The following is a 21,136-nucleotide window of genomic DNA, read 5'->3' on the forward strand; positions in this document are numbered from 1 at the left end:
CCTTAGCGATGGCCGTACACGCGCGGACGCGTGTAATAGTCGATGAGCGGAACGGTAATGTTGGCGAGCAGGACGGCAAAGGCCACGCCGTCCGGGTAGCCGCCAAAGCTGCGGATGAGCCAAACCAGCAGGCCGGCCAGCGCGCCGAAGATCAGGCGTCCGCGGTTAGTCGTTGACGCCGTCACCGGATCCGTCAGGATAAAGAAGGCACCCAGCATGGTCGCGCCGGAGAGCAGGTGCATCTGTGGGCTGGCCAGTGATTCAGGAGAGAAGACCCATCCCAGCGTGGCGCAAACCGCCAGCGTCACGAGGAAGCTGACCGGAATATGCCAGCGAATGGCTTTCTGCTGAAGCAGGAACAGGCCGCCCAGCAGATACGCCAGATTGACCCACTGCCAGCCGGCTCCCGCCAGCATGCCGCTGTAGATCGCGGATTTCATGATTTGCTCAACGCTGTGCCCGGCATGCAGGGACGTTTTAAAGGTATCGAGAGGCGTCGCCTGGCTGATACCGTCCACGCCCATGCGCAGCGCGTTCATATCGGCACCGAGTGCCGTATGGCCGGTAAAAATAACGTGCAGAGCATCCATGAAGCCCGGAACCGTGGCTGCAATCTCGTGCGGCGGCAGCCAGCTGGTCATCTGTACCGGGAAGGAGATCAGCAGCACAACGTAGCCAATCATCGCCGGGTTAAACGGGTTATGGCCGAGCCCGCCGTACAGCTGTTTGGCAATGATCACGGCAAACACGGTGCCGAGGATCACCATCCACCACGGGGCAAACGGCGGGATACTGATCGCCAGCAGCAGGCCGGTGAGCAGCGCGGAATTATCGGCAAGAATGCGGGAGACAGCCGCCTTGCGCAGCTTAAGCACAATGGCTTCCGCCGCCAGGGCGCTGGCACAGCCCAGGATTATCTGGAACAGGGTTCCCCAGCCGAAAAACCAGCACTGAACGGCAATGCCCGGCAGCGCCGCCAGGCAGACCAGCATCATAATGCGCGATGTCTGGCGCTGATTGTGGGTGTAAGGGGAGCTTGCGATTCTGAAAACCATTTAATCCTCGTTAACTGCTTGCTGTGCGGCTTTCTTTGCCTGAACGCGCGCAATGGCGGCGGCGACGGCGGCTTTGCGCGGGTCATCGTTGGCGGCCTGAGGTTGCTCTTCCTGCTGCGCCGCTTTACGGGCTTTAGCACGGGCAATCGCCGCTTCGACGGCCGCTTTACGTGGGTCGACCGGTGCTTCGGGTTCTACCGCAGGTGTCTGCTGCGCTGCTTTACGGGCTTTAGCGCGGGCAATCGCCGCTTCAACGGCCGCTTTGCGCGGGTCTACCGGTGCTTCGGGTTCTGCCGCAGGGGTCTGCTGCGCTGCTTTACGGGCTTTTGCGCGGGCAATCGCCGCTTCGACGGCCGCTTTACGCGGGTCTACCGGTGCTTCGGGTTCTGCCGCAGGGGGCTGCTGCGCTGCTTTACGGGCTTTAGCACGGGCAATCGCCGCTTCGACGGCCGCTTTACGCGGGTCTACCGCATCCTGCTCGACGACCACGTTTTGCTCACCGGCTTTGCGGGCTTTGGCCCGGGCAATCGCCGCCTCAACGGCGGCTTTACGCGGGTCGATCTCCGCTTCTGCCTGGACCGTTTGCGCTTTTTCAGCCTGACGGGCGCGCGCTGCGGCCTTACGAGCCTCACGCGCGGCGATGGCTTCGCTGTTATCAGGTTTCTCACCCGCCGGGATCACCACAGGCTGTGCCGCGGTCGCTTTTTTCTCGCGAACGCGCGCCAGTGCGGCGTTAATCGCATCCTGATCTTTTTCGGCAGGCTGAACGGCGGCCTGCTTATGGCGTTCCTGACGGGCGATTTTTTCGCGTTCCAGTCGCGCCTGGCGCGCTTCGAAGCGCGCTTTGGCTTCCGCAGCGCGTTTTTCTTCCATGGAGATGGCATAGATCTCAGCCTTCTCCTGGCGGAAATACTGCACCAGCGGGATGTTGCTTGGGCAGACCCAGGCGCAGGCGCCGCATTCGATGCAGTCGGCCAGGTTATGGGATTTAGCCTTGTCGTGCAGCTGGCCTTTGCTGTACCAGTAAAGCTGCTGCGGGAGCAGATCCGCCGGGCAGGCGTCGGCGCAGGCGCTGCAGCGGATGCAGCCTTTCTCCTCCTGCTCTGCACCCATCTCGGTCGGGGAAGGCGCGAGCAGACAGTTGGTGATTTTAACCACCGGCACATCGAGCCACGGCAGGGTAAAGCCCATCAGCGGGCCGCCCATGATTACCATCTGGTCGCTGCCCGGGCAAAAATCAGCCTGTTCCAGCAGATGGCGCACCGGCGTGCCCAGACGCGCCCAGACGTTGCCCGGACGAGAAATTGATTCCCCGGTCAGCGTCACTACGCGCTCGGTTAACGGTTCGCCGTCAATCACCGCGCGCTTCACGGCATACGCGGTGCCGACGTTTTGCATCAGCACGCCGATATCCGAAGAGCGTCCGCCGTGCGGGACCTGCTTGCCGGTGAGAATTTGCGTCAGCTGTTTTGCGCCGCCAGAAGGGTACTTGGTCGGGATAACGCGCAGGCTAATATCGTGACTGCCCGCCAGCACGGCGCGCAGCATTGAAATAGCCTGCGGTTTATTGTCTTCGATACCGATCAGCACTTCACGCGGCTGCAGAATGTGGGCAAGGATGCGGATGCCTTCCACTACCTGCGCAGCGCAGTCCTGCATCAGACGATCGTCGGCGGTGATGTACGGCTCGCACTCGGCGGCGTTGATAATCAACGTCTGAATGTTATCGCCACCGCCGCGCAGCTTGACGCCGGTCGGGAAACCCGCGCCTCCCAGCCCGGCGACGCCGAACTGATGAATGCGCTCGATAAGCGCTTCGCGGGTGTGGGCGCGGTAATCGCTCCAGCCGTCACGGTCAATCCAGCGGTCTTCGCCGTCGGCTTCAATAATCACGCTCAGCTCTGAGAGCGCGGACGGGTGAGCTACCGTATGCGGGGCAATGGCGACCACTTTACCGGAGGTTGGCGCGTGCACCGGCAGCATGCGTCCGCGACCAAAGGTCAGCGGCTGGCCGCGAAGAACCGTATCGCCTTCTTTTACGCACAGCTCACCCTCAGCGCCGATGTGCTGCTTGAGCGGCATAACGAAACGGGTGGCCAGCGGAATTTGACGCAGCGGCGTGCCGTTAGACTGGGTTTTCATCTCCGGTGGGTGAATACCGCCGTCAAAGTCCCAGATCTTCTCTTTTCTGAAAGCAGAAAATAACTTAAGCATGTTGTTCCACAGGAATATTGCGAACCGGAATGGTTTGAAGATCCCACTTCCAGCTTTCGGTAGTCGTTTCAACCGGGCGCAGCTCGATACATTGCGTCGGGCAGGGGGCCACGCAGAGGTTACAGCCGGTGCAGAGGTCCGCCACGACGGTGTGCATGGCGCGGGTCGCGCCGACAATGGCGTCAACCGGGCAGGCCTGAATACATTTGGTGCAGCCGATGCAGTTGGCCTCGTCGATCACGGCCAGCGCGCGGACCGGCTCCTGCACGTCCGCGTCGCCGTCAACGGGCTGCGGGTCAACGTTAAGCAGGGTCGCGATTTTCAGCATCACCGCTTCGCCACCGGGCGCACAGCGGTTAATTTTTTCACCCTGAATCCCTACCGCTTCGGCATAGGGACGACAGCCCGGGTAGCCGCACTGCCCGCACTGGCTTTGCGGCAGAAGCTCATCAATTTTCTCAACAACGGGATCGTCCTCTACCGCGAAACGGCGGGAGGCGTAGCCCAGGATAAGGCCAAACACCAACCCCAGAACGCTGATAGAGGCGATGGCAATCCAGATAGCATTCATTACAACTTCACCAGACCACTAAAGCCCATAAAGGCCAGAGACATTAAACCTGCGGTCACCAGCGCAATCGCGTTACCGCGGAAGGGCGCAGGGATATCTGCTGCTGCCAGGCGCTCGCGAATAGAGGCAAACAGCACCATGACCAGCGAGAAACCGACGGCCGCAGAAAAGCCATACAGCGCCGACTGCATAAAATTATGGCCAAGGTTGATGTTCAGCAGCGCCACGCCGAGAACGGCGCAGTTGGTGGTGATCAGCGGCAGGAAGATACCCAGCAGGCGATAGAGCGCCGGGCTGGTTTTGCGCACCACCATTTCGGTAAATTGCACCACCACCGCGATAACCAGAATAAAGGCCAGCGTACGGAGATAGGTCAACCCCAGCGGAATGAGGATCCAGGTATCAATCCACCACGCGCAGATGGACGCCAGCGTCATGACGAAGGTCGTCGCCAGCCCCATGCCCATTGCCGTTTCCAGCTTTTTGGAAACGCCCATAAACGGACACAGGCCAAGGAACTTCACCAGAACGAAGTTGTTAACCAGCACGGTGCCGACAAAGAGCAGTAAGTAATCGGTCATTATTTAGCCTGAAATAAAAAAGCCGCCTATTATCGGACAAACACACGCAGGCGACAACAGGTTATCTGTAGGGTTATTACGGGTTCACGAAGGTGTTTTTCACCCGCGTTGAACGCTTGAAGTAGGGCACCAGCAGCGCCGCGGCCAGCAACGGGAAAAGCAGCTGACGAACGGCCAGCGCGTCTGAAACGGGCGAAAAAGCAAATGCCTTCACCGCCAGCAGGACCGAAACCAGCAGCCAGATGATGTAATGTTTTGGCACACTCTTGCGGCGCTTAAAGAAGGCGATGGTCAGCCACAGCGTGTAGTACCACATCGCGATCGCGAAAACGAACGACACAAACCACAAAGTAATATTAAGCACGCTTTGCGACATCAGGGTCTGGATGGCGTGAGGGGTAATCAGTGCAGTGGTATACAGCAGCAGCGCAAGTGATGCGCTTAATAAGGCAACCAGCAGCCATGCCAGTGGGGCGATTAACCAGCCTCCAATGCGTTCTCCAGGCGTTGCGGTCATGAACTCTCCCATAATCTGCGCGAAATGTTGTACAGCCAGTTGGCAGGGCGGAGAGTATATAACATTTCGCGCGGATGGCTACTTTCTTATAAAACGTAACGCCATACGGACTTAGGCACTTCGCCGACGTTGAACAAACGACCACCGGAGACCAGCTCCGCACGGCGATGGTCAGCGGCGCGATACATATTAATGATGTCCTGATTATCCGACAGGGTGTAGTTCAGATGGTCAAACAGTTTTTCCAGGCTCTCAAGCGAATTGATCTTGCGAAATTTTAATAAATAGTCCTGAACTGTCATATTAATAAGTTTCCATATAAAAGTGAGTAATACCAGTTAAGGTAATTCGTTCGAATAATAAACGGATTAATAAAGACGTAAACAGCCCACTCAGGTAACGCGACGAAATTAGGAGTTTTCTTTGCTGAAATTCAGGCATCAGACGATGCCTGGAAGAGAAGGTTAACCGTGTTCACCAGGGCTGGCAATAAGTAACTGACATATTATGTCACTCTTTATTGCAGTAACCGGTTACTTAGGTTGGGCGACTGTGACAGGCTCCGGCGGCTGGTAGTTATCGATATGGCTGGCAACGCCCAGCAAAATGACCGAAACCCCAAGGACAATCCATCCCGCTAATTCAATGATTCGATTAATAATTGACGTCATGATTCGTAATTGTACTTTATCCATAAATACAGGGTGCAAATGTTACAGCGACGATTCCCCGACGGCAAGCGCTTTGGGAACGGTTCCCTTAAACAAAATCAGTAGGTTAATACTATGTAACAAAAACAACCCGTACAACCTGCTATTTTAAGTCATATGGCACATTATTAATCTGTGGCAATGCCAGGCTAGCCAGTGTGAAATAAGAACGTCATAAAAGAGGATGGCACTATGAGTGATAATATTCGCGTTGGGCTTATCGGCTATGGGTATGCAAGCAAAACGTTTCATGCGCCTCTGATAGCCGGGACGCCGGGGATGAGCCTGGCTGCGGTATCCAGCAGCGATGCCGCTAAAGTCCATGCCGACTGGCCTTCCGTGCCGGTTGTATCTGAGCCAAAACATCTTTTCAACGATCCGAATATTGATTTAATCATTATCCCCACGCCGAACGACACCCATTTCCCGCTGGCAAAAGCTGCGCTGGAAGCCGGTAAGCACGTGGTTGTTGATAAGCCCTTTACCGTCACGCTGTCCCAGGCTCGCGATCTGGATGCGCTGGCAAAGAGTCTGGGCAGACTGCTGTCGGTGTTCCATAACCGCCGCTGGGACAGCGACTTTCTGACGGTAAAAAGGCTTCTCAGTGAAGGCACGTTAGGGGAGATCCTCTTTTTTGAATCGCACTTTGACCGCTTCCGTCCGCAGGTACGAAACCGCTGGCGCGAGCAGGCCGGCCCGGGCAGCGGTATCTGGTATGATTTAGCCCCGCATCTGCTGGATCAGGCCGTCAATCTGTTTGGTCTGCCGGTGAGCATGACGGTCGATCTGGCCCAGCTCAGACCCGGGGCGCAGACAACCGATTACTTTCACGCGGTGCTCAGTTACCCGCAGCGGCGGATTGTGCTGCACGGTACGATGGTCGCGGCTGCAGAATCTGCCCGCTATATTATTCACGGCACGCGCGGCAGCTACGTGAAGTTTGGTCTCGATCCGCAGGAAGACAGGTTGAAAAACGGTGAGCGTCTGCCGCAGGAAGACTGGGGCTATGATATGCGCGACGGCGTCGTCACGCGGGTGGAAGGCGAGGAGCTGGTCGAGGAGACCTTGCTGACCATACCGGGTAACTATCCGGCGTTTTATGCCGCTATCCGCGATGCGCTGAACGGCACGGGAGAAAATCCGGTTCCGGCCAGCCAGGCGATACAGATTATGGAGCTGATTGAGCTGGGCATCGAATCTGCCAAACATCGCGCCACGCTCTGTCTGGCATAAGTTTTCGACGTTGTTGTAGGCCGGGTAAGGCGAAGCCGCCACCCGGCAAAGGGGTTACGCGGTTGCCACCTTATCCCGCAGCGCCTGCTTCTCAGCAGGTGTCAGGAAGGCGATCTCCAGCCCGTTGATCTGTGCCTGACGGATCTGCTCGCGGCTCAAACCCGCCTGCGGAGCGGCGATGTTGTACTCGTGGATGATATCTACGCCCTGAACCGCCGGATCGTCCGTATTCAGTGAGGCCAGTACGCCGTGTTCAAGGAACGTTTTCAGCGGGTGCTGCGCCAGCGTTGCTACGGTGCTGGTCTGAATGTTAGACGTCAGGCACGACTCAATCCCGATACGCTGCTCCGCCAGGAAATCCATCAGGGCGCGATCTTCGACCGCCTTCACGCCGTGGCCGATGCGCTCGGCGCCCAGCTCGCGGATGGCCTGCCAGATACTTTCCGGACCAGCCGCTTCACCCGCATGCACGGTAATATGCCAGCCGGCATCGCGCGCGCGGTTGAAGTGGGAGAGGAACAGGCTGCCCGGGAAGCCCAGCTCGTCACCGGCGAGGTCGACGGCGGTGATGGCATCACGATGGGCCAGCAGCGCTTCCAGCTCCTGCAGGCAGGCGGCTTCACCGAACGTACGGCTCATGATGCCGATCAGGCGGGCCTGAACGTTGAAGGTTTTGCAGCCTTCACGCACGCCTTCAATGACGGCTTCCACCACGCCCGCTACGGGCAGGCCGTGAGTCATCGCCATATAGCCCGGCGAGAAGCGCAGCTCGACGTAGTGCAGGCCGTTGCGGGCCGCATCTTCTATGTTCTCAAACGCCACGCGGCGGCAGGCATCCAGCGACGCCAGCATCTTCACGCCCCAGTCGAGTTTGCTCAGGAAGCTGACCAGGTCCGGTTCATTGGAGGTCACCTGTACGTGAGGGATCAAGGACTCAAGGGTCTGAGCAGGAAGCGTTAAATTGAACTGGCGGCCAAGATCGAGGATGGTTTGGGCACGAATGTTACCGTCAAGGTGACGATGAATATCAGTTAAAGGCAGGCGTGTATCAATCATGGTCGCACTCTTTTCTGGTTAAAGTGCGCCATATTATAAAAACAAAACGGGGTAAAAAGCTATTTGCGCAAGGGAATATTCCGTTGCGCAAATTGATTACAGGAGCGTGTTAATCCCGGCGATGAGGCGTTGAACCCCTTGCTCCAGCTTGCTGCGCGGGCAGCCGGCGTTAAGCCGTACAAAACCTGTTCCTTCTTTACCGTAGGTATATCCCGGCATGATAGCGACCTTTTGCTGCTCGATCAGCACCTTTTGCAGCGCCCGATCGTCTATATGCAGCGGACGCAGGTCAATCCAGGCCAGATAGGTCGCTTCCGGTGGCTGCCAGTTCAGATTCGGAAAAGCGCCGTTTAATTCGCGAGCGATATACAACAAATTCTCTTCGAGATAACGGCGTAAGGCATCCAGCCACGGCTCCCCCTGCTGGTAGGCGGCGATATGCGCGGTCAGCGCCAGCACGGAAGGGGAAGAGAGCCCGTCCCGTCCTTTTAGCGCGCTGAGATAGCCGTTACGGCTCTCTTCATCGCCGATCAGGCCGTAAGCTCCCGTCAGCGCCGGAATGTTAAAGCTTTTCGAGCCGGAGGTCAGAAGCGCCCATTTGCCCCGCGCCACGGCGCTCCACGGCGTGTGACGATGTTCTCCCCACACCATGTCCATATGGATTTCATCGCTGATAACCGCTACGTCATAGCGTGCGCACAGTTCCGCCATGTGCGTCAGCTCATCCCGCGTCCAGACCTTGCCGGTCGGGTTCTGGGGGCTGCACAGCAGCAAAATTTTGTTTTCCGGTTTCGCCAGCGCCGCTTCGAGGGCCGCCATATTGCCCTGCCAGCCTGCGGCATGCTTTTCCATCTCTACGGGCACCACATGACGCGCATTGCCTTCAATGGCTTTGTAAAACGCATCGTATGCCGGGGTGTGTACCACCACGCCGTCACCAGGGTTTGACCAGAGGCGTATCAGTTCAGAGACCATGTAAATGACGGAGGGGCCATAAACCACGCTTTCAGTATCAATCCGGCTGCTAAAGCGCTGCTGGAACCAGTGCGCGACGGCGGCGAGAAACTCATCGTTCTTCCAGCGGCTGTAGCCCAACACGCCGTGATTGATGCGCTGATGCAGCGCGTCGATAATGCAGGGAGCGGTGGCGAAATCCATATCCGAGATGGTGAAGGGCAGCAGGTCGGCCGCGCCAAAGCGGTCTGCGACGTAGTCCCACTGCGTACACCAGGTGCCGTGTCGATCCACGACGGTAGAAAAATCAAACATGACGGTAATCCTTAAAGTAAAACCCCCTCATGAGAGGGGGCTGATGCATCAGGCTTCTACTGTTCGCATCAGGGTAGCCAGCTCATCCTTCACCGACTGTACCTGCGGGCCGATAACCACCTGCAAATTGTGCTGATTTAACTGTACCACGCCGATGGCCCGGTTGGCTTTCAGGGCGTTGGTATCCACTTTCGACATATCCGCCACCGACAGACGCAGGCGGGTAATGCAGTTGTCCAGAGAGGTGATGTTATCCGCACCGCCCAGCGCCGCCAGAATGGCCGGGGTGTTATAGCCGGATTTGCCCACGGTGCCGGCAACCGCCTGTTCCACGCTGGTGGCGGTATCGGTATCGCGGCCAGGCGTTTTCAGGTTGAAGCGGGTGATGGCGAAGCGGAAGATCCCGTAGTACACCACGAACCAGATAGCCGCCACGACCGGCACCAGATACCACTTGGTGGACAGACCGTGCAGGATCCCGAACACCACGAAGTCGATCACGTTGCCGTCGGTGTTGCCGATGGTGACGCCCAGCACCGCCATCACGGTAAAGCCCAGACCGGTCAGCACCGCGTGAATCAGATACAGCACCGGCGCAACGAACAGGAACAGGAATTCGATTGGCTCGGTGGTTCCGCCCACGACGCAGGCAATGACGCCGGAAATCAGCAGGCCTTTAATTTTATGACGGTTTTCCGGGCGCGCGCAGTGGTACATCGCCAGCGCGGCACCCGGCAGGCCGCCGAGGAAGGCAGGCATTTTACCCTGAGACAGGAAGCGGGTCGCGCTTTCGGAGAAGCCGTGGGTCGTCGGGCAGCTCAGCTGCGCCTGGAAGATGGTCAGCGCACCGCTCACGTCGTGACCGCACACCTCCATCGTACCGCCCGCTTCGGTGAAGCGAATCAGGGCCACCAGGATGTGCTGCAGGCCAAACGGCAGCAGCAGACGCTCGCCGGTGCCGAAGATCATCGGACCAAAATCTCCCGCGCCGTTGATAATGCGGCCAATGCCGTTGATGCCCAGCGCAAAGACCGGCCAGATCAGCGGAATGATTAAACCGAACAGGCCCATGACCACCAGGGTCACAATCGGCACAAAGCGGGTACCGCCGAAGAAGGCCAGGGCATCCGGCAGACGGATATTGTGGAAACGCTCGTGCAGCATCCAGATAATCACCCCGGCGATCACCGCCCCGAGGATCCCGGTATCAATAGACTGGATACCAATCACGCTCTGAATGTTGTTAGCTTTCAGCACGGCAGCGTCGGTGGTCGGCAGAATGCCTTTCGCGGTCAGCCAGAAGTTAACCGCCAGGTTCATCACCGCGTAACCCACAAAACCGGCAAACGCCGCGACGCCTTTGTTCTCGCGGGCCAGGCCCAGCGGGATAGCGATACAGAACATGACGGGCAGGAAACTAAAGGCAAAGGAGCCGACTTTACTCATCCAGATAAAGATCGCCTGCAGCACGGGGGTGCCGAGGAACGGGATCAGCGTAATGACGTCTTTACTGCTTAGCGAGCTGCCGATCCCGAGCATGATCCCGCAGAACGAGAGGAGTGCCACGGGCAGCATAAAGGTCTTACCCAGTTGCTGGAAAAATTCCCACAGCGATATTTTTTGTGCTGCTTTCGCCGTCATAAAACGACTCCTTTATTGTTAAAATCAATTTGTCTGCATCAATGCTGCGAGAAGATAAAACGTTTTATCAAAGTTTAGTGCGCGCTAAATCACATTCTCAGGCTTTGACTGGTAGTATAAAGATAACGTATTGATAAAACGTTTTACCGATCTCATTTTCAGGGAGTCACGCCAACACATGGCTGTAGCGAAAAAAGTCACCATCAACGATGTCGCGCTGGCGGCGGGCGTTTCCGTCAGCACCGTTTCTCTGGTGCTGAGCGGGAAAGGGCGCATCTCTCCTGCGACCGGTCAGCGGGTGAACGAGGCGGTTGAACAGCTGGGCTTTGTGCGTAACCGCCAGGCGTCGGCGCTGCGCGGTGGGCAAAGCGGGGTGATTGGCCTGATTGTTCGCGATCTGACGTCACCTTTCTATGCGGAGTTAACAGCCGGGTTAACCGAAGCGCTTGAAGCGCAGGGACGGATGGTCTTTCTGCTGCACGGCGGGCGCGAGGCCGGGCAATTGCTTTCCCGGCTCGATATGCTGCTGAGCCAGGGGGTGGACGGGGTGATCGTCGCCGGGGCGTCGGGCGTGGGCAGCGAGCTGTGCGAGCGCGCCGCCGAAAAAGGCGTGCCGCTGGTGTTTGCCTCGCGCGCCAGCTACCTCGACGAAGCCGATACGCTGCGCCCGGATAACATGCAGGCGGCGCAAATGTTGACCGAGCATCTTATTCGTCGCGGGCATCAGCGCATTGCCTGGCTGGGTGGGAAAAGCTCGTCCCTGACGCGCGCCGAGCGGGTAGGCGGCTACTGCGCGACGCTAATTAAGTACGGCCTGCCGTTCCACAGCGAATGGGTCGTGGAGTGTGAATCCAGCCAGAAGATGGCGGCGGAAGCGATAGGCGCGCTGCTGCGAAGCAGTCCGACGATCAGCGCCGTGATTTGCTACAACGATGTGATCGCCATGGGCGCCTGGTTTGGCCTGATCCGAGCCGGGCGTCAAAGCGGCGAGGGCGGGGTGGAAACCTTCTTCGGCCACCAGGTGGCGCTGGGAGCGTTCGCCGACGTTGGTGAGAACGCCCTCGACGACCTGCCGATCGTTTGGGCCACCACCCCCGCGCGGGAGATGGGTTACACCCTGGCGGACAGGATCATGCAGCGCATCGACAATACGGACGTGCAGGCAGGGCACCAGATTGTGGCGGCGCGGCTGGTGACTGTGAAGTAATCACCGCTGCACATCGCCCGGCGGCGCTGCGCTTGCACGGGCCTACAAGGTCGATCGTAGGCCGGGTAAGCGTCAGCGCCACCCGGCAATAAAAAACCCCTCATGCGAGGGGCTTTGACGTTTACTGCTGCGGTGCCGCCGGTTCGGCTGGCGCTGCCGGTTCAGCCGGTTCCGGCATCCCCAGCGTCGGCATACCAAACATGCCGACGAAGTCTTCCAGCGGCATTTTGTCGCCGTTAAGCGTAACCTGGCCGTTGGCGTACTGCAGGCTGGTGGAAATTGTGTTGTTGTCCACCTTCGTGATGCGGAACATCTGGCCCATCGCCGCCAGACCTTTCACCTGCTGGTTCGCCAGCTTGCCGGCATCTTCATCGCCGTAGCCTTCCAGCTTCGCAATCTGGGTCATAAACTCGGTCGCCATATCCATGGGGATGGTCAGCTTGCTGTCGAGCGACTTCACGCTGCGATCCACTTCCTGCGCCAGCGTCTGCGGTTCACCCGTGGCGGTGGCCGGATCTTTCAGGAACAGAGACAGGTTGAAGCTGGTTTCGCCTTTGCTGTTTTTCCAGCTCAGCGGCGCAACGGTTACCACCGGCTCGCCTTTCAGCAGGATCGGCAGGTTGTTGAACAGCACCGCCATCGCCTGCTGCTGGTACACCTCAGGGTTCTGCTGCAGCGCGGCATCGGTCAGCAGCGCCTGGCTCTCTTTGCTGTATTTCTGGCTAAACTCGTGCCACGCCTGGCCGTCGATATTGCCGATCTTCAGCGACAGTTTACCTGTGCCCAGATCCTGATTCTGCACTTTCAGGCTCTTCAGAGTGTAATCCAGCTGGGTGTTGATGCTCTTACCGTCTTTGGAAACGTCGGATTTGCCGTTGACGTCCATGCCTTCCAGCACGGCCATCTCTTTCCCTTCAATCGCAATGGCAACCTTGTCGAGAGACAGTTTTTGGTCGCCGATACGCTCCTGGAAATCGGTCATTCGGCTGTTGCCGTCGGCCTTCAGGTTGTTGAAGGTGAGCTGAACTTTTTGATTGTATTCGTTCACGGCGTTGACCAGGCCACTTTCCGCTTCACCCGTCAGGGAGAACACGTTTCCGTCGCGGTCCGCGTCAAGTTTGAAGTGGCCGCCGCTGAAGGCGACTTTCTCATTCTCTTTCTCGTAGTTCAGCGCTTTCAGAGCAATATCGGAACTCGTGTCACCGGCATAGCTAATTCGGGTATTAATGTCGAAAGGCGATTCATTCTTCGCCAGGTCAAACAGCGGTTTGGTGACGTCGTTATTCACCAGTACGGTATGAACGGATGCCATCGACGGGATCAGGTTAAAGGACTTCAGCTGCGCCAGCGGCAGCGGGCCGTGGCTCACCACCTCGTCCAGCACCACGCTCTGGCCCGGTTTCAGCCAGCCGTTTTCAGCACCGGCAACTGGCTTCACCACCAGCTGCATACGGCTGGTAAACACGCCGCGATGATAGTTCTGGTAGCTCAGCTCAAGGCCCGCCTCCGGCGCGCTGCGCTTAATTTCTCCGTTAGCCTGCGCCACCATCTCAGCCAGACGGCCTTCCAGCTGTTTCCCGGTAAACCAGGAGGCACCCGTCCAGACCACGCCTAACGCTACAATCACTCCAACCGCTACGACCGATTTTTTCATTGCGACTATCCCTAAAATGAAACCAGGCGGTAAAAACCGCCTGGAGATATTAAGCCTGCAACTAGCTTAGCAAGAGTTGTTAAAAAATTCAGTAAGTGGTTAAAGCTTATTGAAAACGCGCGCCAGGCGACCGGTGCCGCTTACGCTGACCGGTGATTCGTTGGCTGCAACGAATGCTGACTCACCGGGCTTAAGCACCAGACGCTGTTCGCCTTTGCGCAGCGTCGCTTCGCCCTCCACGCAGAACAGGATCGCCGCGCTCTCCTGAGCCACCGACGTTTCGGCACTGCTCAGGTCGTGCAGGGAGAAGGCAAAATCTTCAACAGGAATCGGGAAGTCCAGCTCTGTGCCGTTTTTCACCGGCTGAGTCAGCAGCTCCGCGGCAGGTTTCGCCACGAACTTGACGTTGGCGACCAGCTCAGGAATATCGATGTATTTCGGCGTCAGGCCCGCGCGCAGCACGTTATCGGAGTTGGCCATTACCTCCAGCGCCACGCCCTGCAGGTAGGCGTGCGGGGTTTCAGCGAACAGGAACATTGCCTCGCCCGGGTTCAGCTTCACCACGTTCAGCAGCAGAGGGGAGAACAGGCCGCTGTCGTCCGGGTAGAATTCGGAGATCAGACGGATGGTCTCCCACGGTTCACCTTGCTGGCTGTCCAGAGCGGCTTTCAGCACCGCCAGCGCGTGGGATTTCTCTTCACCCTGCATATTCAGCAGGCTGGCAAACAGCTGGCTCAGCGCGTCGGCGTTCGGGTTTTCGAGGAAATGCGCGATAGCGTTATGGGCACCCGCGACAGGTTGCAGCAGGGAGATAATCTCTGAAAACTCGCGGAACGCGTTCATCGCCAGGAACGGCGTCAGCGCGAACACCAGCTCCGGCTTGTGGTTAGGATCTTTGTAGTTACGCTCGGCGGCGTCTAACGGGATACCCGCCGCGTTCTCTTTCGCAAAGCCGATTTCAGACGCTTTCTTGTTCGGGTGAACCTGTATGGAGAGCGGCTGGTCGGCGCACAGCACCTTAAACAGGAACGGCAGTTCGCCAAAGCGCTGAGCCACCTTGTCGCCCAGCAGCGCGGCTTTATCGGCGTCAATCACGTCACGCAGGCTGCGCACCTGGCCGCTGGCGTCTTCAATTTTTGAGCTGCTCTTCGGGTGTGCCCCCATCCACAGTTCTGCCATCGGCAGGTTGTTCGGGTTCGCGATACCGTAGAGATCCGTTAACGCAGTTTTACTTCCCCAGGCGTAGTTTTGCACTGAGTTAATGAGTTTTTGCATTATCAAGCCCTGATTCAATTGTGGAATTAACTCCGGGTATTAAAGCAATAAACCTCATGGAAGTAACCTGTGGATGTAAAAAGTCGTACTAGTCTCAGTTTTTGTTAAAAAATTGTGTAGGATAAGCTGACTCGCTTTTAAGCCGGGCAGCGGAACATCTGCCCTGAATAAACAGACCGAAGCAGTAAGTGAGAGAACAATGTCGAATAAACCCTTCCATTATCAGGATCCTTTTCCCCTCAGTAAGGATCAGACCGAGTATTACCTGTTAACCCGCGATCACGTCTCCGTCTCTGAGTTTGAAGGACAAGAGATCCTCAAGGTGGATCCCCAGGCGCTGACGCTGCTGGCGCAGCACGCTTTCCACGACGCCTCGTTTATGCTCCGTCCTGCGCATCAGCAGCAGGTGGCCGATATTCTGAGCGACCCGGAAGCCAGCGAAAACGATAAGTACGTTGCCCTGCAGTTCCTGCGTAACTCCGATATCGCGGCGAAAGGCATTCTGCCAACCTGTCAGGATACCGGTACGGCGATCATCGTCGGTAAAAAAGGCCAGCGCGTCTGGACCGGCGGCGGTGATGAAGCGGCCCTGGCGCTCGGCGTCTACAACACCTACACCGAAGACAACCTGCGCTACTCGCAAAACGCCGCGCTGGACATGTACAAAGAGGTCAACACCGGCACCAACCTGCCAGCACAGATTGACCTCTACAGCGTCGACGGTGATGAGTACAAATTCCTCTGTATCGCCAAAGGCGGCGGTTCAGCCAACAAAACCTATCTCTATCAGGAAACCAAAGCGCTGCTCACCCCGGGCAAGCTAAAGAACTACCTGGTTGAGAAGATGCGCACCCTCGGCACCGCAGCGTGCCCGCCGTACCATATCGCGTTTGTGATTGGCGGTACCTCGGCGGAAAGCACGCTGAAAACCGTGAAGCTGGCCTCAACCAAATACTATGACGGCCTGCCTACCGAAGGTAACGAGCACGGCCAGGCGTTCCGCGATGTGCAGCTTGAGCAGGAGCTGCTGGAAGAAGCGCGTAACCTGGGCCTCGGCGCGCAGTTTGGCGGCAAATACTTCGCTCACGACGTGCGCGTGATCCGTCTTCCGCGTCACGGCGCTTCCTGCCCGGTCGGGATGGGCGTCTCCTGCTCTGCGGATCGCAACATCAAGGCCAAGATCAACCGCGAAGGCGTGTGGATCGAAAAACTGGAGAACAACCCGGGCAAATACATCCCGGAAGAGCTGCGCAAAGCGGGCGAGGGCGAAGCGGTTCGCGTGGACCTGAACCGTCCGATGAAAGAGATTCTGGCGCAGCTGTCTCAGTATCCTGTTTCGACCCGTCTCTCCCTCAACGGCACGATTATCGTGGGCCGCGACATCGCGCACGCGAAGCTGAAAGAGCGCCTGGACAACGGCGAAGGGCTGCCGCAGTACATTAAAGATCACCCGATCTACTACGCTGGCCCTGCGAAAACGCCTGAAGGGTACGCGTCCGGCTCGCTAGGCCCGACCACGGCTGGCCGCATGGACTCGTACGTTGACCAGCTGCAGGCCAACGGCGGCAGCATGATCATGCTGGCGAAAGGCAACCGCAGCCAGCAGGTGACGGACGCCTGCCACAAGCACGGCGGTTTCTACCTCGGCAGCATCGGCGGCCCGGCTGCGGTTCTGGCGCAGGGCAGCATCAAGAGCCTGGAGTGCGTGGAATACCCGGAACTGGGTATGGAAGCGATCTGGAAAATTGAAGTGGAAGATTTCCCGGCGTTTATCCTCGTGGATGACAAAGGCAACGACTTCTTCAAGCAGATCCAGTCGTCCCAGTGTTCGGCGTGTGTGAAGTAATTCTTTAAATTGCCGGGTGGCGCTGACGCTTACCCGGCCTGCATTCTCGTAGGTCGGGTAAGGCACAGCCGCCACCCGACACCAAAAAGAGCGCACAAAGCGCCATAACGTTTCCCAGAAGTCATCAATACTTATCCCTTAAGCATGTGAGCAATCCCTCTTTTGTTATCAAGGAGAAAGTAATGACCACGGTACGCCATGAGAAAGATTCGATGGGCGCCATCGACGTCCCGGCCGACAAGCTTTGGGGCGCGCAAACCCAGCGTTCGCTGGAGCATTTCCGTATCTCGACTGAAAAAATGCCCGTCTCGCTGATTCAGGCGCTGGCCCTCACCAAACGTGCAGCCGCGAAGGTGAACCAGGATTTAGGCCTGCTGGCGGCAGACAAGGCCAATGCCATCATCAACGCCGCCGACGAAGTGCTGGCGGGCAAGCATCCCGACGAATTCCCTCTCGCCATCTGGCAGACCGGTTCAGGCACCCAAAGCAACATGAACATGAACGAAGTGCTGGCGAACCGGGCAAGCGAACTGCTGGGCGGCGTGCGCGGCATGGAGCGTAAGGTTCATCCGAACGATGACGTCAACAAGAGCCAGAGTTCTAACGACGTCTTCCCCACGGCCATGCACGTGGCGGCGGTGATTGCTATTCGCGAACAGCTTATCCCACAGCTTAACGTCCTGAAATCTACGCTCAACGAGAAGGCGCAGGCCTTCCGCGACATCGTCAAAATTGGCCGTACGCACCTGCAGGACGCCACGCCGCTGACGCTCGGCCAGGAGATTTCCGGCTGGGTGGCGATGCTGGAACACAACCTGAAGCACATTGAGAACAGCCTGCCGCACCTGGCGGAGCTGGCGCTCGGCGGCACGGCGGTGGGCACCGGGTTAAACACCCATCCGGAGTATGCGGTGCGCGTGGCGGAGGAGCTTGCAAACATCACCGGGCAGCCGTTCGTTACGGCGCCCAACAAGTTCGAAGCGCTGGCGACCTGCGATGCGCTGGTCCACACCCACGGCGCGCTGAAAGGGCTGGCGGCCTCGCTGATGAAAATCGCCAATGACGTGCGCTGGCTGGCCTCGGGCCCGCGCTGCGGCATCGGTGAAATCAGCATTCCGGAAAACGAGCCGGGCAGCTCCATCATGCCGGGTAAAGTCAACCCGACCCAGTGCGAAGCCATGACCATGCTCTGCTGTCAGGTGCTGGGCAACGACGTGGCCGTCAACCTGGGCGGCGCGTCCGGCAACTTCGAGCTGAACGTCTATCGCCCGATGGTGATCCACAACGTTCTGCAATCGATTCGTCTGCTGGCGGACGGCATGGAGAGCTTTAACGAACACTGCGCGGTGGGGATCGAGCCAAACCGCGAGCGCATCAGCCAGCTGTTAAATGAGTCGCTGATGCTGGTGACCGCGCTCAATACCCACATTGGCTACGACAAAGCCGCCGAGATCGCCAAAAAAGCGCATAAGGAGGGGCTGACGCTGAAAGCCTCCGCCCTGGCGCTGGGCTATCTGACGGAAGCGGAGTTCGATGCCTGGGTGCGCCCTGAGGCGATGGTCGGCAGCCTGAAATAATCAACTCGCCACGTACAGGTGCAGTCGCGGAATAATCAGCTGTAGCGGCTGCGCCTGAGGTCGGTAACGGTGCTGGACATTTTCGGCATCGTAATTCAGCAACTCACCAATATCCGGCACGATAGCCCCCCGATCGTCATCATAGAGCGCAATCAGCGGCGTTGGACAGGCATACTGTACCTGTTTTTGCTGACCGGAATACCAGACGCGGGCGATAGGCTGAACCTTCACCGGGCGCTTAATTTTGAGGCGCGTATCCGCCGGTAGCGAGGCGATGCTGTGGTACTCCTGCTCCAGGCGTTCAATCCACTGCTCACGCGACCACGGCGCAACGGTGCGAGGCGTCTTCAGGCTTTTTTCAAGCTGCGCGAGAATTTCATCCCGGGTGAAGTTTTTAATGATGTGCTTATTCGCCCAGCCAAAGCGCAGCGTGGCGGGGTGACGCAGTACCGTCAGCGTGCGATAGGCATTCAGGGTAATCAGCCCCGGAAGCTGACGGTGCACCCATTCAAACCGGGCGGCAGGGGCCAGGCCCGACTCCTCGGTAACGATTTTCTCAAATGCCGCTTTCAGGCTGTTGATATGGGCAATCTGGCTTTCCAGCGCTTCGCGCGTTGTCGCATCGGTTTGCAGGCAGATCACGCCGGGCAGCCGCACGGCTGCCTTGCTGCTGCGCTGTTCAGACTGCTGCTGGATAAAAAGATGGCGATAGTGTTTCATCGCCAGCTCCAGTGCGGCCTTGCCGATGTGCTGCTTCACGTCGATGGTGTCCAGCGGATCGTGCTCGGCCCCTTTGGCCACCTCGGGCAGGGTAAAGACGCGCGCGGCCAGCAGACGGCAGGTCTGCAAACGTTCTGTCAGGGTCAGGAGCTCGTGTTCTATTTCCCGAAACGTGCTGTTCAGCCGTTCGATAAGATCGTAGGTCGCCATAAGCACTCTCATTAGTTACAACATACTTATCATATAGCACAGCACGCCGGGTCAGGCCAGCGTGCGGTTAAGGTCAGGCAGGAACGGGAAGGGCGATGTTATGGTATACCGGCCAGCTAAAGCAGAAGCGCGCGCCGCCAAGCTCGCTCTCCTCGCAATGTACCGTGCCGCCCATCGCCTGCGCGATAGAGTAGACAATCGCCAGCCCCAGACCACATCCGCCGGTGGCGCGATCGCGGCTGGGATCGAGGCGGACAAACGGTTCAAACACGGTTTCTCGCGCTTCCGGGGCGATCCCCGGCCCGTCATCCTCAACGGTCAGGCTGGCCTGATTGCCCTGCAAATCCAGCCCAATCTGTAGCGTACTTTCGCTGTAGCGCATGGCGTTGTTCATCAGATTGTCGAGCACGCGCTCCATCAGGCGCATATCGAGCGCGCCGTAGTCACCCGGCGTGACGCGCGTCAACAGCGTGCGCTGCGGGTTCACGCTCTGAACGTCGTCAATGTGGGTTTGCAGCCAGGCGGGCAGGTCCGGCGTGCTGAGGTTCAGTTCGTTTTGCGGACGATCGAGGCGCGCGTAGGTCAGTAGCTCCTCAATCAGCGCCTCAAGCTGGCCAATGTCGCGGTTCAGGGCCTGAGACTCCGCTTCCGTCAGATTTTCGCTCATCTCCAGACGATAGCGCAGGCGGACCAGCGGCGTGCGCAGCTCGTGCGCAATTCCGTCGATCAGCTGCTTTTTACTGGCGATCAGGGCATTGATGTTATCGGCCATCTGGTTAAAGGCCACGCCCAGACGTTCAAAGCTGGAACCGCTGTCAAAGTGGATGCGTTCGGTAAAGTGTCCCTCACCAAAACGCTGCGCGGCGGATTCCAGCTTCAGCATGTCCTGCCAGTGCGGGCGCATCCAGATAAAGACCGGAAACGCGAGCGAAATGGCGATAAAGGCCATCAGCGCCATGTCCAGCAGACGCATCTGGTGCAAATAATAGAGATAGGGCACCGGCCCGACGGCCAGCACGTAATGGCTGCGCGGAATACGCTGGATAAAGGTGTATTTCTCATCCAGCGCGACGATGTCCCCGTCGCGCAGACGCTGCATGGCGGGCGGATCCAGATCGAAATCTTTCAACGGCTCAATGCGTAAATCGAATGACAGATTCAGATCCAGCTCTTTCAGGGTTTTCGCCCAGTCGTGCGGCGGGATTTCTCTCAGCTCGCTGCGCATCAGATAGAGCGAGCTTTTCATCAGATCGTCCAGCGACTGCCTGCCCGCGCGTTCGGCGGTAAATTTATAAACCAGCCCGACCAGCATGGTCATCACCAGGAAGCAGACAAAAAGTAAAAGATAAAACTGCACAAACAGCTTTTTCATTGGATCTCACCGAAGAAACGCTTTGTGCAGAATATACATGAAAACCCTTCGAGTTTTTCACGTCTGTGGAGCGTATTACATGGCTTTCGCGCTGTTTTTTACCTTGGCGATGAATGTTTCCGTCACGGCCAGGCCTTCTGCGATGTGCGTATCAATCACATCCATCCCGTATTCGCTGATGAGGTCGAGCAGTATTTCGTAAGACTGGATGAGTTCCAGCAGGTCAAAGAGCGCTTTTTGATCGGTGCGTGAGGGGGAGGCATGGTTCAGGGTTGCCTGATTAACAATCCACTCGAGATTGGTTTTGATGGCTTCTATCCGATTGTAGCTATACATATGTCATGGGCTTAAATCCTCATTTCAAGATTTATGGGAGAGATGTCGTGAAAACTTCACGGCGAAAAATGAGTAAAACGGTTGCGAGAGCG

Annotated in this window: 19 protein-coding genes; 4 read left to right on the forward strand and 15 right to left on the reverse strand. The window is 57.8% G+C overall.

From position 1 onward, the window contains the following. Window positions 1–2: 2 nt before the first annotated feature. From rsxD to blr, 7 genes are all read right to left on the reverse strand, one after another. The gene (gene rsxD, locus V1587_RS12190) at window positions 3–1,055 is read right to left on the reverse strand and encodes an electron transport complex subunit RsxD (protein WP_371897624.1); all 1,053 of its coding nucleotides are present in this window, start codon (window positions 1,053–1,055) and stop codon (window positions 3–5) included. Continuing rightward, window positions 1,056–3,269, reverse strand: coding sequence for an electron transport complex subunit RsxC (rsxC, locus tag V1587_RS12195; protein ID WP_371897623.1), 2,214 nt, complete (start codon window positions 3,267–3,269; stop codon window positions 1,056–1,058). It abuts the gene before it with no gap. Beyond that, window positions 3,262–3,840 carry an electron transport complex subunit RsxB gene (gene rsxB / locus V1587_RS12200; protein WP_032657710.1) on the reverse strand — a complete coding sequence of 193 codons (579 nt, stop codon included), beginning with the start codon at window positions 3,838–3,840 and terminating at the stop codon, window positions 3,262–3,264. The genes rsxC and rsxB overlap by 8 nt, the downstream gene beginning before the upstream one ends. Further along, window positions 3,840–4,421: an electron transport complex subunit RsxA gene (rsxA, locus tag V1587_RS12205; protein WP_008500564.1), complete on the reverse strand. Its 582-nt coding sequence runs from the start codon at window positions 4,419–4,421 to the stop codon at window positions 3,840–3,842. Before rsxA ends, rsxB begins: the two co-directional genes overlap by 1 nt. Window positions 4,422–4,497: 76 nt before the next feature. Then, a complete protein-coding gene (locus V1587_RS12210) occupies window positions 4,498–4,938 on the reverse strand; it encodes a DUF2569 domain-containing protein (RefSeq protein ID WP_371897622.1) in 441 nt (146 codons plus the stop codon). A gap of 86 nt (window positions 4,939–5,024) precedes the next feature. After that, a complete protein-coding gene (gene ydgT, locus V1587_RS12215; protein WP_013096896.1) occupies window positions 5,025–5,240 on the reverse strand; it encodes a transcription modulator YdgT in 216 nt (71 codons plus the stop codon). 231 nt (window positions 5,241–5,471) lie between these two features. Then, window positions 5,472–5,597, reverse strand: coding sequence for a division septum protein Blr (blr, locus tag V1587_RS12220; protein ID WP_168112406.1), 126 nt, complete (start codon window positions 5,595–5,597; stop codon window positions 5,472–5,474). 243 nt (window positions 5,598–5,840) lie between these two features. On the opposite strand from blr, the gene V1587_RS12225 reads away from it, so the two are divergent. After that, entirely contained in the window at window positions 5,841–6,881 is a 1,041-nt protein-coding gene (locus tag V1587_RS12225) for an oxidoreductase (protein WP_371897621.1), read from the forward strand. 54 nt (window positions 6,882–6,935) lie between these two features. Here V1587_RS12225 and add read toward each other — a convergent pair whose 3' ends face one another. From add to malX, 3 genes are all read right to left on the reverse strand, one after another. Continuing rightward, on the reverse strand, window positions 6,936–7,937 hold the full coding sequence (gene add, locus V1587_RS12230; protein WP_371897620.1) for an adenosine deaminase: 1,002 nt from the start codon (window positions 7,935–7,937) through the stop codon (window positions 6,936–6,938). Window positions 7,938–8,033: 96 nt separating this feature from the next. Beyond that, window positions 8,034–9,206, reverse strand: coding sequence for a MalY/PatB family protein (locus V1587_RS12235; RefSeq protein ID WP_371897619.1), 1,173 nt, complete (start codon window positions 9,204–9,206; stop codon window positions 8,034–8,036). 48 nt (window positions 9,207–9,254) lie between these two features. Continuing rightward, window positions 9,255–10,847 (reverse strand): maltose/glucose-specific PTS transporter subunit IIBC, encoded by a 1,593-nt coding sequence (malX, locus tag V1587_RS12240; protein ID WP_111965675.1) that lies wholly within the window; start codon window positions 10,845–10,847, stop codon window positions 9,255–9,257. 178 nt (window positions 10,848–11,025) lie between these two features. Between malX and V1587_RS12245 the strand changes: the two genes are divergently transcribed. Then, a complete protein-coding gene (locus tag V1587_RS12245) occupies window positions 11,026–12,054 on the forward strand; it encodes a Mal regulon transcriptional regulator MalI (protein ID WP_371897618.1) in 1,029 nt (342 codons plus the stop codon). Between the two features lie 121 nt (window positions 12,055–12,175). Here V1587_RS12245 and V1587_RS12250 read toward each other — a convergent pair whose 3' ends face one another. Both V1587_RS12250 and manA read right to left on the reverse strand, forming a co-directional pair. Further along, a complete protein-coding gene (locus tag V1587_RS12250) occupies window positions 12,176–13,708 on the reverse strand; it encodes a YdgA family protein (RefSeq protein ID WP_371897617.1) in 1,533 nt (510 codons plus the stop codon). Window positions 13,709–13,807: 99 nt separating this feature from the next. Continuing rightward, a complete protein-coding gene (gene manA, locus V1587_RS12255; RefSeq protein ID WP_371897616.1) occupies window positions 13,808–14,983 on the reverse strand; it encodes a mannose-6-phosphate isomerase in 1,176 nt (391 codons plus the stop codon). A 199-nt stretch (window positions 14,984–15,182) separates the two neighbouring features. Between manA and fumA the strand changes: the two genes are divergently transcribed. Continuing rightward, window positions 15,183–16,829, forward strand: a complete 1,647-nt coding sequence (gene fumA, locus V1587_RS12260; protein WP_395314344.1) for a class I fumarate hydratase FumA — start codon at window positions 15,183–15,185, stop codon at window positions 16,827–16,829. A 182-nt stretch (window positions 16,830–17,011) separates the two neighbouring features. Further along, entirely contained in the window at window positions 17,012–18,406 is a 1,395-nt protein-coding gene (gene fumC / locus V1587_RS12265; protein WP_371897615.1) for a class II fumarate hydratase, read from the forward strand. On the opposite strand, the gene tus is transcribed toward fumC, so the two are convergent. The 3 genes from tus to V1587_RS12280 all read right to left on the reverse strand — a co-directional run bounded on the left by tus (window position 18,407) and on the right by V1587_RS12280 (window position 21,044). Continuing rightward, window positions 18,407–19,336 (reverse strand): DNA replication terminus site-binding protein, encoded by a 930-nt coding sequence (gene tus, locus V1587_RS12270; RefSeq protein WP_371897614.1) that lies wholly within the window; start codon window positions 19,334–19,336, stop codon window positions 18,407–18,409. Window positions 19,337–19,409: 73 nt separating this feature from the next. Further along, window positions 19,410–20,708, reverse strand: a complete 1,299-nt coding sequence (rstB, locus tag V1587_RS12275) for a two-component system sensor histidine kinase RstB (protein ID WP_045910344.1) — start codon at window positions 20,706–20,708, stop codon at window positions 19,410–19,412. A 75-nt stretch (window positions 20,709–20,783) separates the two neighbouring features. Next, window positions 20,784–21,044, reverse strand: coding sequence for a hypothetical protein (locus V1587_RS12280; protein ID WP_371897612.1), 261 nt, complete (start codon window positions 21,042–21,044; stop codon window positions 20,784–20,786). Window positions 21,045–21,136 lie beyond the last annotated feature (92 nt).

The organism is Enterobacter sp. ECC-249 (assembly GCF_043965265.1).
In the GTDB taxonomy this organism is placed as follows: domain Bacteria; phylum Pseudomonadota; class Gammaproteobacteria; order Enterobacterales; family Enterobacteriaceae; genus Enterobacter; species Enterobacter quasiroggenkampii.

What these genes read in the sequence shown, in the direction of transcription:
- rsxD (WP_371897624.1), bottom strand. Translation starts at nt 1,055, where the DNA reads ATGGTTTTCAGAATCGCAAGCTCCCCTTACACCCACAATCAGCGCCAG.
- V1587_RS12210 (WP_371897622.1), bottom strand. Translation starts at nt 4,938, where the DNA reads ATGACCGCAACGCCTGGAGAACGCATTGGAGGCTGGTTAATCGCCCCA.
- V1587_RS12280 (WP_371897612.1), bottom strand. Translation starts at nt 21,044, where the DNA reads ATGTATAGCTACAATCGGATAGAAGCCATCAAAACCAATCTCGAGTGG.
- tus (WP_371897614.1), bottom strand. Translation starts at nt 19,336, where the DNA reads ATGGCGACCTACGATCTTATCGAACGGCTGAACAGCACGTTTCGGGAA.
- V1587_RS12235 (WP_371897619.1), bottom strand. Translation starts at nt 9,206, where the DNA reads ATGTTTGATTTTTCTACCGTCGTGGATCGACACGGCACCTGGTGTACG.
- V1587_RS12225 (WP_371897621.1), top strand. Translation starts at nt 5,841, where the DNA reads ATGAGTGATAATATTCGCGTTGGGCTTATCGGCTATGGGTATGCAAGC.
- fumC (WP_371897615.1), top strand. Translation starts at nt 17,012, where the DNA reads ATGACCACGGTACGCCATGAGAAAGATTCGATGGGCGCCATCGACGTC.
- V1587_RS12250 (WP_371897617.1), bottom strand. Translation starts at nt 13,708, where the DNA reads ATGAAAAAATCGGTCGTAGCGGTTGGAGTGATTGTAGCGTTAGGCGTG.
- rstB (WP_045910344.1), bottom strand. Translation starts at nt 20,708, where the DNA reads ATGAAAAAGCTGTTTGTGCAGTTTTATCTTTTACTTTTTGTCTGCTTC.
- ydgT (WP_013096896.1), bottom strand. Translation starts at nt 5,240, where the DNA reads ATGACAGTTCAGGACTATTTATTAAAATTTCGCAAGATCAATTCGCTT.
- manA (WP_371897616.1), bottom strand. Translation starts at nt 14,983, where the DNA reads ATGCAAAAACTCATTAACTCAGTGCAAAACTACGCCTGGGGAAGTAAA.
- rsxB (WP_032657710.1), bottom strand. Translation starts at nt 3,840, where the DNA reads ATGAATGCTATCTGGATTGCCATCGCCTCTATCAGCGTTCTGGGGTTG.
- fumA (WP_395314344.1), top strand. Translation starts at nt 15,183, where the DNA reads ATGTCGAATAAACCCTTCCATTATCAGGATCCTTTTCCCCTCAGTAAG.
- malX (WP_111965675.1), bottom strand. Translation starts at nt 10,847, where the DNA reads ATGACGGCGAAAGCAGCACAAAAAATATCGCTGTGGGAATTTTTCCAG.
- rsxC (WP_371897623.1), bottom strand. Translation starts at nt 3,269, where the DNA reads ATGCTTAAGTTATTTTCTGCTTTCAGAAAAGAGAAGATCTGGGACTTT.
- rsxA (WP_008500564.1), bottom strand. Translation starts at nt 4,421, where the DNA reads ATGACCGATTACTTACTGCTCTTTGTCGGCACCGTGCTGGTTAACAAC.
- V1587_RS12245 (WP_371897618.1), top strand. Translation starts at nt 11,026, where the DNA reads ATGGCTGTAGCGAAAAAAGTCACCATCAACGATGTCGCGCTGGCGGCG.
- add (WP_371897620.1), bottom strand. Translation starts at nt 7,937, where the DNA reads ATGATTGATACACGCCTGCCTTTAACTGATATTCATCGTCACCTTGAC.